Genomic DNA, 16147 nt, shown 5'->3' with positions numbered 1-16147 from the left:
TTCCTTATCAATTACTTCCCCCTTACTTGCGTAACCAATGTTTAAACTCACTTGTTAACTTTTTCTCTTTAAGTAAAGATATCATTTCAAATTGAGCTTTAATTTCATTTTGAACCAAAGCTTCTTGAAATTCTTCCTTTGATAAAATATCCTTATCTTCATCTTGTAGCATTATGAAGCTGTCCAAAAAGTCTTTAATAGTACAACTTTGGCATCTCCCCCCCTTTTTAAAGGAAGTCCGCGAGCTGGCGCAGCGGAGTATGCATTAATAGTAGGGTATTAATAATCAATTAGTTACAAAAATATTCTGTTCATTAATAAGCTTGTTTTAAGCTAAAATAAAACTTTTGGGACAGCCTCTTGTTTTTGCAAAAGTCCAAAGAAATAATATTTGTTACCAAAAGAAAACTCCCCTTGCAAATAGTTTGTAAGGGGAGTTTTCTTTTATTTCTTCACAAAATAATCTTTAAAAATATGTTTTTTACCTGAAGGATCTGTATCATAACTTTCTCTGATGAGTTTTCCATTCTCAATGTATAGGTGCGCTACTCCATTTATAATTATTGTGGAACCTGATGTTATGTAAGGATAAGACCCTAATTTTTTATTTTCACAATCGTAGTAAGAAACTGTTTTCTCTGTGAAAACAAATTTTCCTTTCGTTGGACAATCTGCTGTTGCTTCTGGTGGTGCATCTCTATCATTGTCTGTCCATTTTTCAAAGACCCAAGTGCCTATAATTTCTTTGTTATTTGTTACCTTGTCATCATCTTTATTTCCACAAGAAATGACTAAAGCCATTATAGCTATCAAAGCTAACTTAAAAAATATTTTCATTTGTTTGTTTTTTAAATAACTCCTACTATTTAAAGGCATTTCGGATAGTGCCTATTAGCTCCCTTCGGATAGAGCTTGTAATTATTAAAAATAAAAAAACGTGGAAACATTCCTTTTTACTTTCTTATAGAAGCCCGACCAAAGGCTATTGTCATAAGTAAAAGGAATGCCCACGTAACCGCAGGCATTCGCACTTACACTTTCCTATGACAATGAAAAAATTGGTCGTTTTTCTATAAGAAGGAAAATCGTAAAGCGAAATGCTATATGTCGTTTTTTATATTATATCTTTTTTAAATGCTGTTTAAATATTGTTTAAATTTGGGACAAAGATAATACTTTTTTTCTAATATACAAAAACTAAGGTAATACTTTTCTCAAAAACTTTTTCCCCTATACTACCTATCTACCCCCTCAAATTTGCTAATTTCCAAATTCTCTAATTTCCAAATTCTCTAATTTGCTAATTCCCTAATTTGCTAATTTTCTAATTTCCAAATTCCCCAATTTGCTAATTCTCTAATTTGCTAATTCCCTAATTAGTATTTCTTTTGTCATAATTGTTAAAATCACAATCTAAAAATATCCTCAGTAGCAACTCCCAGCTCAGGAAACTTAGCCGAGTAGATAATATCCCCCTCTACAATAGGAGGTTGAGCATAATATTTGCCGTTTTCAAGCACAAACTGAGTAATCTCTTTATCAATAGGGCGTACTACCCAATACTCACATACCCCTGTTTCTTCATAAAGTTCGTATTTATAGCGCATTTCCTTCTTAGTATTACCAGGCGATAATATCTCTATAATCAGGTCAGGAGCACCCAAGCAACGCTTGTCGTTTTCTAACTTTTTAGGGTCGCATACCACACAAAGGTCAGGCTGCACCACACTATCTTCCAAACCATTTTGGTTCTTAAGTACCACATCAAAAGGAGCCGCAAAAAGCTGACAAGTTTTCCCTTTAAAATAATTGTAAAATTCCCCCGTTAGGTTTCTCGCTACTTTTTGGTGAGAAATAGCAGGAGCAGGGCTCATCTTAAAAACTTTCCCTCTAAGAATTTCCAACCTATCTTTTATTTTCCAAAGCACATAGTCGGCATAGGTATACACCCCATTGATAGGGTCTAATTGTTCTATATCAGTAATAACAGCACTCATAGTAAGTTATTTTTTTAGATTATCAAGAGCAAAGATAGTGATAAATAAGTAGATTAGCAAATTACAATCTCTCTACCTCTTCCACTTCGCTTGTGTGCACCTCTTTCGCTTTTCCAAATTGGTAAGTAAGGTTCAATTTCACCTGTCGGCTTTCGCTATTACCATAGGCGTATAGGTCTAAGTTAGGCAAATGGCTCTCGCTATCCCAGCGTTGGGTGTGAAAAATATCAGTAAAGCTAAAAGTAGCTGTAAGGCAGTCGTTTAAGAAAAGGCGTTGCAACCCAATATCTATTCCCCCAGAAGACTTAGCTATTTCGTTAATACCTGCCAACCTACGCGAATTGTAAACCGCTGTAAGCTCTCCTTTCAATTGGTAAGGCAAGCGAAAGTAATTTTGCATTGTCAGGCTGTACTGCCACCTGTGTAGGTGCAAGGTGCTCCCCTCTATTACCGCCCCTTTGTTCTCTATATAGTTCAGGTTAGGAGTAAGAGTCGTCTGATAGCCATTGCCCCAATTCAGTTCTTGATAGAGCGAAAAAAGCAAATGGTGCTGCTTGCCTATATTCTTAGGTATAGAAATGATTTTATTACCCTGAAAAGGCTCATTAATACTACTAAAAAAGTCGGTAGAGTAGCTATAAGCCATTGTAAAAGAAGTCTTTTTGTACGAAGCCGAAAAGGTAGCTTTTTGTATCTTTTCAGGCAATAAAAACGGATTACCTTTCCAATACGATAGTTCGTCCAAAAGGTATTCAAACGGATTGAGATTTTGGTACTCAGGTCGGTTGATGCGAGTGCTATAGCCTGCAAATAGCTGTAAGTTATCGTTGTATTGGTACTGCAAATTAAGAGTAGGGAAGAAATTAGTATAATGCTTTCGGTGTTCTTGGGGTGTGGAAGCACTTCCTTTTTCGGGCAATAGCTGTCCTTTAGAAAAAGTAGTTTCGTTGCGTATGCCCACCTCAGCACTCAAGCGTTCGGTAATAGGGTAATGATACTGGGCATACACGGCAAAAATACGCTCTTTGAAGTCAAAAGCATTCGAGCGGTTTACATCTATGAGGTTATAGGTAGGCAATTGTCTAAAAAACTGAAAACTATTGTCCGAAAACACCTGCGAATACTTAGTTCCTGCCGTAAGATTACCGCCCCATAAGGGTAATTCAGAACGGAAAGAAGTAGCAAAAATATGTATCTTTCTATCGTTTTCTGATAGGTAGGTTTCGTGAGAAAGTATCGCACCCGCTGGCGAACGATAGGTGTTAGGCTGTCTATTGCCCGACCCTCCATCAAAAAAAGCGTAATCAATGTCTAACTGATAGCGTTCGTTATCCGAAGGACTAAAAGTATAATAAACATTAGCGCTATAGCGATTAGCTTTCTGCATAAAGTAATCGTTATAGCCCGATAGTGTTTTTTCTAATGCATTAGAAGTGTCGAAAAAGCGAGTAGTCGTGCTGGTCGTTCCTTTTCCAAATAGCGTATTAGCAGCCAGTTGTGCACCTAAAGAGTGTCGTTGGTCAAGCCAATAGTCATAGCCTATATGCCCCGCTATGGTCTTGCGCTTCTCAGTATCATCTGTCGGACTTTCGTAGCGCAGTCCGTTTTGCACGCGCTCGCTGCCGTAATCCATTGCGTAATGTCCCAATTGGTGATTGTACCCCAAATGCAAAATACCTTTCTTCACGCTGTGTTGTAATTGTAGTTCGGTATTTTGTCGCAAGTTCCACCAATACGATACCCCATTGTTCAGCGATAAGAATGTCCCTTCTATTGTCTTTTTATCGAGTACAATATTCACAGCTCCTGCCCCTCCTTGTGCTTCATATTCAGCAGGCGGATTGAGCAGCAATTCCGTCTTTTTAATTTGTGTTATAGGGATAGATTTTAGGTAATTTGCCAAATCGTCAGGCTGCATATAAGTAGGTTTGCCATTGATAAGAACCAACACATTGCTTTTTCCGCCAATGCTTAGGCGATTTTGATTGTCTACTACCACATTAGGAGTGCTTTTTAGTGCATCGAGTGCCGTCCCCTGCTGATGAGTAAGACTATTTTTTGGCGAAAAAACTATTTTTCCTTGCTCCATATACACGGCGGACTTCCTTTTTGTAGCCGTTACCACTACCTCTTCCAAATTCAGTGAAGAAGCAAGAGGTATAGAGAGCAACTCTATATTGTTAGTCAGCAAGAAAGGCTCACCAGTATACGACAGGTAATCGCCTGTACTTTCAATATAAATACGCAGATTGCGTTTAGCAGAAGAAAAGCTAAAAAGCCCATTGTTTCCCGTAACAGGTTCATTCACTATCACATTAGTGTCCGCATCCAATACTCTGATGGTGACATTAGCAATACCTTCAAGCGAAGCATTATGCACAAAACCTTTTACGGTATATTGTGTTTGTGCACAAAGGGTAGCGCCTCCTAAAAGAAGACAAATAAAAGAAATAATGTTTTTCATTTTTAAAAAGTTTTTTATAGAATTTGCATACTTACATAAAAAGTATTATCTTTGCACCGCAAAACAGCAAAAGTTGTTTTGAATGGTGCGGGACGAGACTTCGGGTCTCTATAAGCCTTCACCCCTCCGGGAGGCAAATTGATAATAATTCAGTTTGCCTCCTTGTTATTTAAATCGGTCTGTATTTACTTGCAACACTCTTTTATCAGGCATAATAAAAGTGATTGCTTTTATATTTTTTGCACGTTTTTGTTTAAATGTTGCTTTCAGCATATCAAAAGCTTCTCGGTTAGACTCTAATTCTTGAGTAAAATGAATAATAACTTCTGAAACCTCCTGCTTATTAGCTTCTTTCAAAGCACTCTGAATTGCATTTTTACCATTAGTACTTTCTGCTACTTTTATATCTACATATTTTAAAGTCAGCAAATTAAAAGCATCAGGGTTCTTCTTCCCATCTTGAATTACAGGTAATAAACGGTACTGTTTGCCATTATTAGCCAAAATTTTCAAAGCCTCAATATTCTTGTATTTTTCAGTCTTGCTTTGCGAACCTTGGTTAAACTTCTCTACAATACCACCATTAGCACTTTCATACATCACACAGAAAGTGATTTCCTTATATCTCTTTCTAAGAACAATATGCTTTTTTGTGGTAGGAATATGTTTCATAACTTGTTCATTGTCAAAATTTGCTAATTAGCAAATTTACTAATTGAATAATTTTTGTATATTCTTATACGAGCTTTTTGCTAATTCTTTGGCGGTAGCCTCATCTTTCCAGCATACTTTTTCTATACCCTCTTCCGTTTGGGGCACTAATTTCTTCTTATAGGTAGTCGTCATATCATACCAATAAGTTTCTTTCAGAAAGTAGTGTCCATCGCGTTTGAATATGTGGTAGGTAATCGTCCTAAAACGCTGTATGAGCAGCTTTTTCACACCCGTTTCTTCCTCTACTTCGCGCAGCGCACAAGTAGCAATATTTTCGCCCTTTTCTTTCTTTCCTTTAGGCAAATCCCACTTGCCGTTTCTTTTGATAAGCAGCACCTTTCCCTCCTGATTATACACTATGCCACCGCCTGCTTTTATGGTAGGGATAAGCTGCTTAAATTTCTTCATAAGTTTCTCAACCTTAGGGTGATAGAGGTATATTCTCTCTACCCCCTTATGGTTTAGTGCTTCGATGATTTCATCAAGGGTTACATCTTTTAACCGAAAATATTTTTCGTTCTCAATATTTTCTTGTACATTTGTCAAAATAATCGACTTATTGTCTAAAAATATTTCATTCATAACATTATGATATTAGATAACACTGCGGCACAGAGTACCGCCGAATTTTTACTGCAAATTAACGCAATAAAATTGAATTCTGAAAATTATTTTACTTGGGCGAGTGGCTGGAAATCGCCTATTTATTGCGACAATCGCATAATCCTCTCATTCCCAGAGGTTCGCAATTACGTAGCCAATACTATGGCTACCTATATAAAAAGCCATTATCCCACTGCCGAAGTAGTAGCAGGTGTAGCCACAGGGGCTATTGGTATGGGTATGTTGGTAGCCAACGTGCTGGGGTTGCCTTTCGTATATGTACGCCCTGAGCCTAAAAAGCACGGTCGTCAGAACCAGATAGAAGGCTTGCTAACAGCAGGACAGCGCGTAATTGTTATTGAAGACCTCATCAGCACCGGTATGAGCAGCCTCAATGCAGTAAAAGCCCTTCGCGACTTTGGGGCTGACGTATTAGGTATGGTAGCCATCTTCTCCTATAATTTTGAGGTTGCCAATGCTAATTTTGTCGCTGAAAAGCTCACCCTCCACACCCTCAGCGATTACGACCATCTGCTGGTCAAAGCCTTAGAAATAGGCTACATTGGCGAACACGAACTCGACACTCTCAAAGAATGGCGCAAAAGCCCCGACACGTGGCGCAATTAACAAATCGACAAATTATTAGTCAAAACATTGCGAATCTTTCAATAAATCTATAATTGACAAAATAGCAAATTAAAAAAATAATCACCCTTGATAATCAGCGTTTTAACGATTAACTTACTCCTTTTTTTGGATATAGGAAGGATATAGGAACACCGAAGGAAGAGCGAACCTATACCGAACACATACCGAACATAAGACGATACAACACTGAATTTCAATCGTTTAACGACTTTACCATGATACTGAAAGATTCGCAATAAAAACCAAAGAATATTAATAAATTCGCAATATAAAAGCCCGTGCAGCTCGCACTCTCACCCGTCCTACCCGTCTTACCTGTCCCACCGAAGGTTATGCGAAGGATAAATAACAAATTATACGGCATAGCCGCTTAAAATAATTTAAAAAAAATAACTATGCAAAAAATAGAAATCCCCGAAAACTGGGCAGTCTATATCGGTAGAGTAGAAGATAAGCCCGCTGTGTTTCGCATCAATTTAGGTATAGACGAAATCGATTTCCCTATAGAGGGTTACACCCAATGCGTAAGGCTAAACCTTGTCCTTAAAGCACCCGATGAACACGGTTTTACTACCGATGAGGAAAGAGAACGCTTCTATAACATTGAAGATATTATAATGCCTTCGCTAAAAGAAACCGATTTTTTAGCAGGAGTTGTAACCTATCAAGGCAATACAACTTGGTTTTACTATACCCAAGAAGCTCCTCTATTGGCAGCCAATATCGAAAAGGCTTTCACAAATATTACCGATTATGAACCTGAAATACGTATCGTAGATGACCCTAATTGGGAAATATATTCCGACTATCTTTACCCCAATATCTACGAACATCAAAGCATCAAAAACAGTGCGGTACAGCGCCATTGCGAAGAGTCAGGCGACCATACCGACCAAGAACGCCCTATAGAACATTGGTTGTATTTTGATACTGAAAAGGATATGAATAGTGCCCTTAATAAAGTAATAGCTTTGGGGTATAAGGTAGAAGATAGTGGTAAGGTAGAGCCCGAAGAAGAAGACACTCCCCAAGAACCTTACTATCATCTCATCATTTCTAAAATAAACTCAGTTGATAATATTAACAGCGACACTTGGGATTTGATAGATGTAGCCCTCGATACCAATGGTCAGTATGACGGCTGGGAAACCATTTTAGTAAAATAACAATTAACCATTAATAATTTAATCATTGTGAACTTAGAATCTCCAAAAACAATCGTCCCCAAAAGTGCCAAAGACCTATTTGCACTCTTAGAAAAAGTAGAAAACTTTGAACATCTGATGCCCGACAACATCAGCAAATTTCAAAAACTTAGCGATACATCTTTTGTGTTTGCCCTAAAAGGAATGCCCGAAATTTCGTTAGAAAAGAAAAGCACCACCCCCAATAGTCAGTTAGTATTAGGCGAAGCAAATGGTAAAATCCCTTTTCAGCTTACTACCAATATTGCTGAAATATCCGATAAGGAAAGTGAAGTGCAACTACTTTTCAAAGGCGACCTCAACCCTGTAATGGCGATGATGGTCAAAACGCCCATTAGCAAGTTTATAGAAGTATTAGTAACCAAAATGAAGGACTTATAAATGGCAGGCAATAGCTTTGGTACACTTTTTAGGCTTACCACCTTTGGCGAGTCGCACGGCGAAGCATTAGGAGGCATCATTGATGGTTGCCCTCCTAATATCCTTTTAGATTTTGAAGCCATACAACACGAACTCGACCGTCGTCGTCCGGGGCAGTCAGCTATTGTTACCCAGCGCAAAGAGGGCGACAAGGTACGCTTCCTTTCGGGGATTTTAGATGGCAAAACTACCGGCACACCCATTGGCTTTATCATTGAAAACGAAAATCAGCATTCAGCCGATTATGCCCATATAGCCGAGGTATACCGCCCCAGCCACGCCGATTATGTGTATCAACAGAAATACGGCATTCGTGATGTTCGCGGCGGCGGACGCTCATCAGCACGCGAAACGGTGAGCCGCGTGGTAGCAGGAGCTATTGCCAAACAGGTACTCAAAGGGATACAAATCAATGCTTATGTGTCGAGTGTAGGCGAGCTCTCCCTCACTAAACCCTACCCCAACCTCGATTTAGCCTTAGCCGAAACCAATGCTGTACGCTGTCCCGACCCTATTTTAGCCGAACAAATGGAAGCCTATATCAAAGCCATACGTAAGGAGGGCGATACGGTAGGCGGAGTGGTAAGCTGTGTGGTAAAAGGGGTACCCGTAGGTTGGGGCGAACCTGTATTTGATAAGCTCCACGCACAACTCGGCAAGGCGATGCTCTCTATCAATGCCGTAAAAGGCTTTGAGTATGGCAGTGGTTTTGCGGGTACAACAATGCGAGGCAGTCAGCACAACGACCTTTTCAACCCCGATGGCACTACCCAAACCAACCATTCAGGAGGCATACAAGGGGGTATCAGCAATGGTATGGATATTTATTTTCGGGTAGCTTTTAAGCCTGTAGCAACCCTTATGCAGTCACAACCCGCCCTTGATAGCCAAGGCAATATCGTAGAGATGCAAGGCAAAGGCCGGCACGACCCCTGCGTAGTACCCCGTGCCGTCCCCATTGTCGAGGCAATGACCGCAATGGTACTATTAGATTTTTACCTATTGAATAAAGCTGTAGAGACGAAAGACAATTCCCTTTTATTATAATTTAAAATTCATAATTCAAAATTATTGCAAGTGACCTCAAAAGAAATAGCAAATGGCATATTGCGTGCCGTAGCAATCATTGTTTTAGTAGTATTAGGGCTATACACCCTTTATTTGCTACAATCTATTATCGTTTATCTTATCGTTTCATTAGTACTAACACTAATGGGCAAACCCCTCATTCAGTTCTTCCACAAGCGACTGCGCATAAAAAGCCGTTCCCTCTGTGTTATTCTTACAATGACTATCTTTATCTTGTTAGCCTTGAGTGTGTTTAGCTTGTTTATACCGCTGCTCGTTTCGCAAGGCAAAAACCTCTCAGGACTTAATATTGATTTACTCAAAAACAATCTCGATGACCTTATCCAGCAGACTCTTAGCAAAATAGGGCTTAACCCTGAAGAATATTCTTTCGGAGTACAAGAAATTCTAAATTTTATTGATATCCCTAACTTCCTCAATTCCTTTATCTCTTTTATTAGTGATTTTGGAGTAGGTGCTTTTTCGGTACTCTTTATCAGCTTTTTCTTTATGAAAGACGGTGAAAAAATCCTTATTGCCCTTCTTTCTACTTTCCCCTCTCATAGAAAACGAAAACTTAAAACTTCTATTTTCAAAATAAACAACCTTTTATCTCGCTATTTCGTAGGGTTGATACTCCAAATTACTATACTTTTCGTTATTTACACCATTGTTTTACTTATTTTTGGGGTAGAAAATGCTTTTATCATAGCGTTGCTCTGTGCTATGCTTAATCTTATTCCTTATATAGGTCCTATGATAAGCTTTGTGCTAATGGCATTGCTAACGATGAGCAGCAACCTGCAAAACGACTTTATGAGCGTTAGCCTGCCTACAACTATCTACGTACTGATAGGTTTCTTAGTAGGGCAATTTATTGATAATGTATTCTCGCAACCGCTTATTTTTTCAAATTCTGTAAAATCCACCGCCTTAGAGATTTTCCTTATTACTCTTATCAGTGGTACGCTTTTTGGAATGGTAGGTATGGTAGTAGCTATTCCCGCTTATACCGTCTTAAAAGTAGTTTTAAAAGAATTTTTACCTAATAACAAATTGATAGGGCTACTTACTAAAAATATATAACTATGAAACAATTCTTATTATTTACATTACTCATTGGGTGTTTGCCCTACTGCAAGGCGCAACCATTAGAGGTTATTAAGGCTACAGAAGATAATAGCCTATCAGTACAGCGAACTATGAGTCCGAGTCGCTATGTGCGAGATGTTTACATTATGAATGAAACCTATGTAGTATATCAGGATTATGACCTTAGAAAAGTGTTCTACCCCGATATGGCTACATTTAAAGTCATAGACGAAGATTTTTCGGCAGATAAAAATGGCATTTACTATCAAGGGAAGTTGGTGAAGGTAGATACTACGGGCTTTAAGATTATTGGTAGTAAAGAAATCAAAGAGATTAAAGGCTGGTCTCGAGGAGTCGACAGGTATTATTGGCGTACCAACAAACAGGCTTTTTTTGGCACCAAACCTATTGCTATCTCCGATCCTGCTACTTTTGAAACTGTCACTTATTGCTATTTCAAAGACAAAAACCACGTGTATTACTACGACCAAATTATAGAGGGTATAAACCCTAATAAGATTAACGAAAAATTCACAGAAGACGACAGAATTTGTGATGATAAATTCTTGTATCGCAAAGGGAAACCTTTGTATTACAAGGGGGAACCCGTACAGCAAATTTCATCACTGATATTCAAAACATCTAAGTATGTACTGGGGTATAAGTGGGAAGACGATGAAACTAAGTCTATTTTTACAGAATTACATTCGGAAGATTTTGATATTCCTACCCTTAAAACCTTAACCAATTACTATTTAATAGATAAAAACAGCCTTTATAATATCCCGAGCTACTACCCTGTGAGAGATGAGGGCTTTAGAGTGCCTATTGCTACTGAAGATTTACCCAATGTAAAGGCTTTCAAAAGTTTTGCTACCGATGGAAAATTGGTATATTACGGCAGAGAGCCTTTAGAAATGTATGATGCGGCTACCTTTGCCGAATTCCCTGAGGTAGATTATTATCAATACGATAAGAATGGAGTCTATAATTGGAGCCAAAAACTACCTTTCAGATACACCACACCACCTGTGTATGGTAAAAATCTATTTTATATAGATGGGGTTGTTTTGTATGAAAATCAGCTGTATCATCATTACCCTAAAACTCTTATAGATAACCTTACCGATAAGCAAATACAAGAGCTGAAAGATAAAAAAATAAGCTATAACGAATTATTAATCAACAATAATGATGTTATACAAGAAGATTATGACAAACCTAACCCCTACCCCAGCAAAACCGTTTACCAAGAAGTGAGTTATCCTTATTACAAAGATGCTAAGAAGGTGTATTATTTTGACCGTTGGGCTGAAGATGGAAAGCCCTTAAAAGAGGTAAAGGGGTATGATGCTGCAACCCTAAAAGAGGAGCGTAATGGCTTTTTGGTAGATAAAAATTATGTGTATTTCGGTAGATATAGGCTCGTAAAAAATAGAAATTTTGAGGTATTGGCTATCTATACAGGGTATCGTATGGGTTGCAGCCGAGATACACACCCTCAATCAGATTTTTATCTTCTAAAAAACGTAGATGGTTATTGGCTTACCGAATTAGGAGGTGGTGCTAAAATTCGTTTCTTAGGTACTGAATTAGGAGATTTTGAACTGTAAGCTATAAATTATAAACACCATAAAGAATTATTTTTCAGATAATTATAACTTTAATACGAAAGAAGAACAATTAAAAAAGGAAAATAATGATGCTTGTTCAAAAAATATTTGTAACTTTGTAGCCTAATTATAAACTTGACAATTAAAATTAGAAAAAATGAGTAAATACGATGTTATTGTTTTAGGAAGCGGACCTGGTGGATATGTTACCGCTATTCGCGCTTCTCAATTGGGTTTTAAAACAGCCATTGTTGAAAAAGAAAACCTTGGAGGCGTTTGCCTCAATTGGGGTTGTATCCCTACAAAAGCACTACTAAAATCAGCTCAGGTATTTGAGTACTTAAAACACGCTAAAGATTACGGTATCAACGTAAATGAAGGTAGTTTTGACAAAGACTTCCCAGCAGTTATCAAGCGTAGCCGTGATGTAGCGGGTACTATGAGCAAGGGGGTTCAGTTCTTGATGAAAAAGAACAAAATTGATGTAATAATGGGGTATGGTACCCTAAAAGCTGGTAAAAAAATTGATGTAAAAGATAAAGATGGTAAAGTAACTGAATATAGTGCCGACCATATTATCATTGCCACAGGAGCTCGCTCACGTGAATTACCTGCTTTGCCTCAAGATGGTAAGAAAATCATTGGCTACCGCCAAGCGCTTACTCTTCCTGAACAACCTAAAAAAATGATTGTAGTAGGTAGTGGTGCTATCGGTATTGAGTTTGCTTACTTCTACAACGCTATGGGTACTGAAGTTACTATCGTAGAATTTATGCCTAACATCGTTCCTGTAGAAGATGAAGACATCTCTAAACAATTAGAAAAGAGCCTCAAAAAGTCTGGTATCAACATTATGACTTCTGCTGAGGTTACTAAAGTAGATACTTCAGGCAAGGGTGTAAAAGCCTTCGTAAAAACTGCTAAAGGCGAGGAAGTATTAGAAGCCGACATTCTTCTTTCGGCTGTAGGTATTAAAACTAATATTGAAAATATTGGCTTAGAAGCTGTAGGTATCAAAACAGAGCGCGATAAGATTTTGGTAAATGAGTTCTACCAAACTAACGTTCCTGGTTACTACGCTATTGGTGACGTTGTTCCTGGACAAGCTTTGGCTCACGTTGCTTCTGCTGAAGGTATCTTGTGTGTTGAAAAAATTAAAGGACTACACGTAGAACCGCTTAACTATGGTAACATACCTGGTTGTACTTATTGTACTCCTGAAATCGCTTCAGTAGGTCTTACCGAAAAACAAGCTAAAGAAAAAGGTTACCAAATAAAAGTAGGTAAATTCCCATTCACTGCATCAGGTAAAGCAAATGCTGCTGGTACTACCGAAGGGTTTATCAAAGTTATATTTGATGCTAAATACGGCGAATGGTTAGGCTGCCATATGATTGGTACAGGTGTTACTGATATGATTGCTGAAGCTGTAGTAGCTCGTAAATTAGAAACTACAGGACACGAAATCATCAAAGCTGTTCACCCTCACCCTACAATGAGTGAAGGCGTAAAAGAGGCTGTAGCTGCAGCTTATGGTGAGGCTATTGACATTTAATATTTTAATTCATCTATTTCATAAACTGAAAACTCCAAACATATAAGATACTCTTACTTGTTTGGAGTTTTTTAATAAACAATTCTTTTTAATGTACTCCGTTGATTATTACCGTGAAGCTTTTTTAAAGCATCTTAACACTGCAATTACACTCAAAGAGCCTCGCAATTTATATGAGCCTATCCAATATATACTGCAACTTGGTGGCAAACGCTTGCGACCTGTATTGGCTCTCATAGCTGCTGATCTTTTTGATAGCAACTACCAAAAAGCAATGAATGTAGCTATAGCTATTGAGGTTTTCCATAACTTTTCATTAGTACACGATGATATTATGGATAAAGCTCCCCTCAGGCGTGGCAAACCTACCGTACACCAAAAATGGAATACCAATATAGGAATACTCTCTGGCGATGCTATGCTTATTATTGCATACCAACTCTTTGAAACCTATCCTCCTGAAATATTTGCCCAATTAGCCAAACTATTCTCTAAAACAGCTTTAGAAGTATGCGAAGGACAACAATGGGATATGGACTTTGAAGCACAAACAGAAGTAAGTGTTGCTCGTTATACACAAATGATTCGCTATAAAACTGCCGTACTAATAGGAGCTGCCTTACAAATGGGTGCTATTATAGCAGAAACTTCAGAAAAAAATCAGCAATATATTTATGACTTTGGAGTAGAAATAGGGCTTGCTTTTCAGCTACAAGATGACTATTTAGATGCCTTCGGCGATGAAAATTTTGGTAAAAAAATAGGAGGTGATATTATTGAAAATAAGAAAACTATACTATACTTAAAAGCTTTAGAATTAGCCAATGAAAACCAGCGAAAACAACTATTGCAATGGTACAACACTACAGAAGAAAGCAATGAAAAAATAAACAAAGTAAAACAACTATTCAAAGATACAAATGCAGCAACGCAAGTACGCGAAGCAATAGCTCAAACCACTAAAAATGCTCTTAGTATATTAGAAAAACTATCTATTTCAGAAGAAAAAGTACAATACCTAAAAGATTTTTCGTTAGATTTAATGGAACGTAATGTTTAAGTTTAGGATATAGAAAAAGCCCCAAGCACTACAAAGTAACTTGGGGCTTATTTTTATCTCCTTAATTATGCAAGCATAGTTACAGGATTTTCTATATAAGCTTTCAATGTTTGTAAGAACTGAGCGCCAGTAGCACCGTCAATAGTACGGTGGTCACAAGCAAGGGTTACTTGCATAGTATGTCCCACTACTATTTGTCCATTCTTCACTACAGGTTTCTCAATAATAGCACCTACCGACAAGATTGCTGAGTTAGGCTGATTGATAATAGAAGTAAATACATCTACCCCAAACATACCCAAGTTAGACACTGTGAAAGTACTACCTTCCATTTCAGCAGGAGTCAATTTCTTATTGCGCGCTTTTCCTGCCAAATCTTTCACTAAAGCTCCTATTTGAGTAAGAGTTAATGAATCAGTAAATTTAATCACAGGTACTACCAAACCATCTTCAATAGCTACAGCTACACCCACATTCACGTGTTTGTTATACACTGTAGTATCTCCTTTCCAAGATGTATTTACTTGTGGATGTTTCTTAAGTGCCATTGCACAAGCTTTCACTACCATATCATTGAAAGATATTTTGGTATCAGGCAAACTATTTATTTGAGCTCGTGATGCCATTGCATTATCCATATCTATTTCAATAGCCAAATAGTAGTGTGGCGCAGTAAATTTAGATTCTGATAAGCGTTTTGCAATAGTTTTACGCATTTGTGAGTTCTTCACTTCTTCAGTAACTTCCACTCCCACAGGTATTACTGTTGGTATAGCCGCAGAAGCTGATGAGGCAGCAGGAGCAGCAGCTTTAGCACTCGGAGTAAAGTTTTCTACGTCTTTTCTTACAATACGTCCATTCTCTCCAGAACCTTTCACCTCAGCCAAGTTAATTCCTTTATCTTGTGCAATTTTCTTAGCAAGTGGCGAAGCAAATACACGATCATTAGCATTAGATGCTGTAGCAGCAGGAGCAGCCGCCGCAGCTGGCTTGCTTTCAGCCGCTGGTGCAGCCGCAGCAGCAGGAGCACTAGCACCACCTCCTTGTAAAGCTGCCAATACCGCATTTACATCAGTACCCGCAGGACCTATAATCGCCAATAATGAATCTACTGAAGCACTTTCACCTTCTTTCAAACCTATATACAATAAAGTACCTGAATGGAAAGATTCAAATTCCATAGTAGCTTTATCAGTTTCTATTTCAGCAAGTATATCACCTTCTTTTACAGTATCACCCACTTTTTTCAACCAAGAAGCTACAGTACCTTCAGTCATAGTATCGCTCAAGCGAGGCATTGTAACCACTTCTACACCTGCAGGCATAGCCGCTGCAGGCGCACTTGTTACTTCAGCTACAGGTTTTGCTTCAGCTGCAGGTGCAGCAGCAGCCGCCGTAGGAGCTCCACCTCCTATAAGTGCCGAAATATCCTCTCCTTCTTTACCTATAATAGCCAAAAGAGTATCTACTTTAGCACCTTCACCTTCTTGCAAACCTATATATAATAGAGTCCCTGAATGAAAAGACTCAAACTCCATCGTAGCCTTATCTGTTTCTATTTCGGCTAAAATGTCACCTTCGTTTACTTTATCTCCTACTTTTTTAAGCCACTTTGCCACAACACCTTCTTCCATAGTGTCGCTAAGGCGTGGCATAGTAATAATTTCTGCCATTTATGTTGTTATTTTTATTAGTGTTTATCTCTATT

The 16147-nt window shown here is 38.2% G+C and carries 15 protein-coding genes; 8 read left to right on the top strand and 7 right to left on the bottom strand.

Annotated features, from left to right (window positions below):
- Positions 1-22: 22 nt before the first annotated feature.
- The 6 genes from HMPREF9075_RS13540 to HMPREF9075_RS07630 all read right to left on the bottom strand — a co-directional run bounded on the left by HMPREF9075_RS13540 (position 23) and on the right by HMPREF9075_RS07630 (position 5757).
- Positions 23-172: a hypothetical protein gene (locus HMPREF9075_RS13540; RefSeq protein WP_009415944.1), complete on the bottom strand. Its 150-nt coding sequence runs from the start codon at positions 170-172 to the stop codon at positions 23-25.
- Positions 173-444: 272 nt separating this feature from the next.
- Entirely contained in the window at positions 445-837 is a 393-nt protein-coding gene (locus HMPREF9075_RS07650; RefSeq protein WP_062079412.1) for a lipocalin family protein, read from the bottom strand.
- A 569-nt stretch (positions 838-1406) separates the two neighbouring features.
- Positions 1407-1997: a Uma2 family endonuclease gene (locus tag HMPREF9075_RS07645; RefSeq protein WP_009415942.1), complete on the bottom strand. Its 591-nt coding sequence runs from the start codon at positions 1995-1997 to the stop codon at positions 1407-1409.
- Between the two features lie 61 nt (positions 1998-2058).
- Positions 2059-4461 carry a TonB-dependent receptor domain-containing protein gene (locus tag HMPREF9075_RS07640; RefSeq protein WP_009415941.1) on the bottom strand — a complete coding sequence of 801 codons (2403 nt, stop codon included), beginning with the start codon at positions 4459-4461 and terminating at the stop codon, positions 2059-2061.
- Positions 4462-4626: 165 nt separating this feature from the next.
- On the bottom strand, positions 4627-5133 hold the full coding sequence (locus tag HMPREF9075_RS07635) for a hypothetical protein (RefSeq protein ID WP_009415940.1): 507 nt from the start codon (positions 5131-5133) through the stop codon (positions 4627-4629).
- A 39-nt stretch (positions 5134-5172) separates the two neighbouring features.
- A complete protein-coding gene (locus HMPREF9075_RS07630; RefSeq protein ID WP_009415939.1) occupies positions 5173-5757 on the bottom strand; it encodes an NUDIX hydrolase in 585 nt (194 codons plus the stop codon).
- 6 nt (positions 5758-5763) lie between these two features.
- Between HMPREF9075_RS07630 and pyrE the strand changes: the two genes are divergently transcribed.
- The 8 genes from pyrE (at position 5764) to HMPREF9075_RS07590 (ending at position 14439) form a co-directional block, all read left to right on the top strand.
- Positions 5764-6405, top strand: a complete 642-nt coding sequence (pyrE, locus tag HMPREF9075_RS07625; protein WP_009415938.1) for an orotate phosphoribosyltransferase — start codon at positions 5764-5766, stop codon at positions 6403-6405.
- Positions 6406-6821: 416 nt separating this feature from the next.
- Positions 6822-7592 carry a DUF695 domain-containing protein gene (locus HMPREF9075_RS07620; protein WP_009415937.1) on the top strand — a complete coding sequence of 257 codons (771 nt, stop codon included), beginning with the start codon at positions 6822-6824 and terminating at the stop codon, positions 7590-7592.
- Between the two features lie 27 nt (positions 7593-7619).
- Positions 7620-8012 (top strand): hypothetical protein, encoded by a 393-nt coding sequence (locus tag HMPREF9075_RS07615; RefSeq protein WP_009415936.1) that lies wholly within the window; start codon positions 7620-7622, stop codon positions 8010-8012.
- A complete protein-coding gene (gene aroC, locus HMPREF9075_RS07610) occupies positions 8013-9098 on the top strand; it encodes a chorismate synthase (RefSeq protein ID WP_009415935.1) in 1086 nt (361 codons plus the stop codon).
- Positions 9099-9128: 30 nt separating this feature from the next.
- Positions 9129-10205 (top strand): AI-2E family transporter, encoded by a 1077-nt coding sequence (locus HMPREF9075_RS07605; protein WP_009415934.1) that lies wholly within the window; start codon positions 9129-9131, stop codon positions 10203-10205.
- Between the two features lie 2 nt (positions 10206-10207).
- Complete coding sequence (locus HMPREF9075_RS07600; RefSeq protein ID WP_009415933.1) at positions 10208-11824, top strand: DKNYY domain-containing protein; 1617 nt, start codon at positions 10208-10210, stop codon at positions 11822-11824.
- 157 nt (positions 11825-11981) lie between these two features.
- Positions 11982-13379, top strand: coding sequence for a dihydrolipoyl dehydrogenase (gene lpdA / locus HMPREF9075_RS07595; RefSeq protein WP_009415932.1), 1398 nt, complete (start codon positions 11982-11984; stop codon positions 13377-13379).
- A gap of 91 nt (positions 13380-13470) precedes the next feature.
- Entirely contained in the window at positions 13471-14439 is a 969-nt protein-coding gene (locus HMPREF9075_RS07590; RefSeq protein WP_009415931.1) for a polyprenyl synthetase family protein, read from the top strand.
- A gap of 65 nt (positions 14440-14504) precedes the next feature.
- Here the strand turns inward: HMPREF9075_RS07590 and HMPREF9075_RS07585 are convergent, their stop codons facing one another.
- Positions 14505-16112: a pyruvate dehydrogenase complex dihydrolipoamide acetyltransferase gene (locus tag HMPREF9075_RS07585; RefSeq protein WP_009415930.1), complete on the bottom strand. Its 1608-nt coding sequence runs from the start codon at positions 16110-16112 to the stop codon at positions 14505-14507.
- Positions 16113-16147 lie beyond the last annotated feature (35 nt).

The organism is Capnocytophaga sp. oral taxon 332 str. F0381 (assembly GCF_000318275.2).
GTDB classification, from domain to species: Bacteria; Bacteroidota; Bacteroidia; order Flavobacteriales; family Flavobacteriaceae; genus Capnocytophaga; species Capnocytophaga bilenii.
Note: the sequence above shows the minus strand (reverse complement) of the source record. Positions and strands in the feature narration are given on the sequence as shown.

Excerpts from the sequence above, each read along its gene's own strand:
- HMPREF9075_RS07585 (WP_009415930.1), bottom strand. The coding sequence starts at position 16,112 with ATGGCAGAAATTATTACTATGCCACGCCTTAGCGACACTATGGAAGAA.
- HMPREF9075_RS07650 (WP_062079412.1), bottom strand. The coding sequence starts at position 837 with ATGAAAATATTTTTTAAGTTAGCTTTGATAGCTATAATGGCTTTAGTC.
- HMPREF9075_RS07590 (WP_009415931.1), top strand. The coding sequence starts at position 13,471 with ATGTACTCCGTTGATTATTACCGTGAAGCTTTTTTAAAGCATCTTAAC.
- HMPREF9075_RS07635 (WP_009415940.1), bottom strand. The coding sequence starts at position 5,133 with ATGAAACATATTCCTACCACAAAAAAGCATATTGTTCTTAGAAAGAGA.
- HMPREF9075_RS07645 (WP_009415942.1), bottom strand. The coding sequence starts at position 1,997 with ATGAGTGCTGTTATTACTGATATAGAACAATTAGACCCTATCAATGGG.
- HMPREF9075_RS07640 (WP_009415941.1), bottom strand. The coding sequence starts at position 4,461 with ATGAAAAACATTATTTCTTTTATTTGTCTTCTTTTAGGAGGCGCTACC.
- HMPREF9075_RS13540 (WP_009415944.1), bottom strand. The coding sequence starts at position 172 with ATGCTACAAGATGAAGATAAGGATATTTTATCAAAGGAAGAATTTCAA.
- HMPREF9075_RS07630 (WP_009415939.1), bottom strand. The coding sequence starts at position 5,757 with ATGAATGAAATATTTTTAGACAATAAGTCGATTATTTTGACAAATGTA.
- lpdA (WP_009415932.1), top strand. The coding sequence starts at position 11,982 with ATGAGTAAATACGATGTTATTGTTTTAGGAAGCGGACCTGGTGGATAT.
- pyrE (WP_009415938.1), top strand. The coding sequence starts at position 5,764 with ATGATATTAGATAACACTGCGGCACAGAGTACCGCCGAATTTTTACTG.
- HMPREF9075_RS07620 (WP_009415937.1), top strand. The coding sequence starts at position 6,822 with ATGCAAAAAATAGAAATCCCCGAAAACTGGGCAGTCTATATCGGTAGA.
- HMPREF9075_RS07600 (WP_009415933.1), top strand. The coding sequence starts at position 10,208 with ATGAAACAATTCTTATTATTTACATTACTCATTGGGTGTTTGCCCTAC.
- aroC (WP_009415935.1), top strand. The coding sequence starts at position 8,013 with ATGGCAGGCAATAGCTTTGGTACACTTTTTAGGCTTACCACCTTTGGC.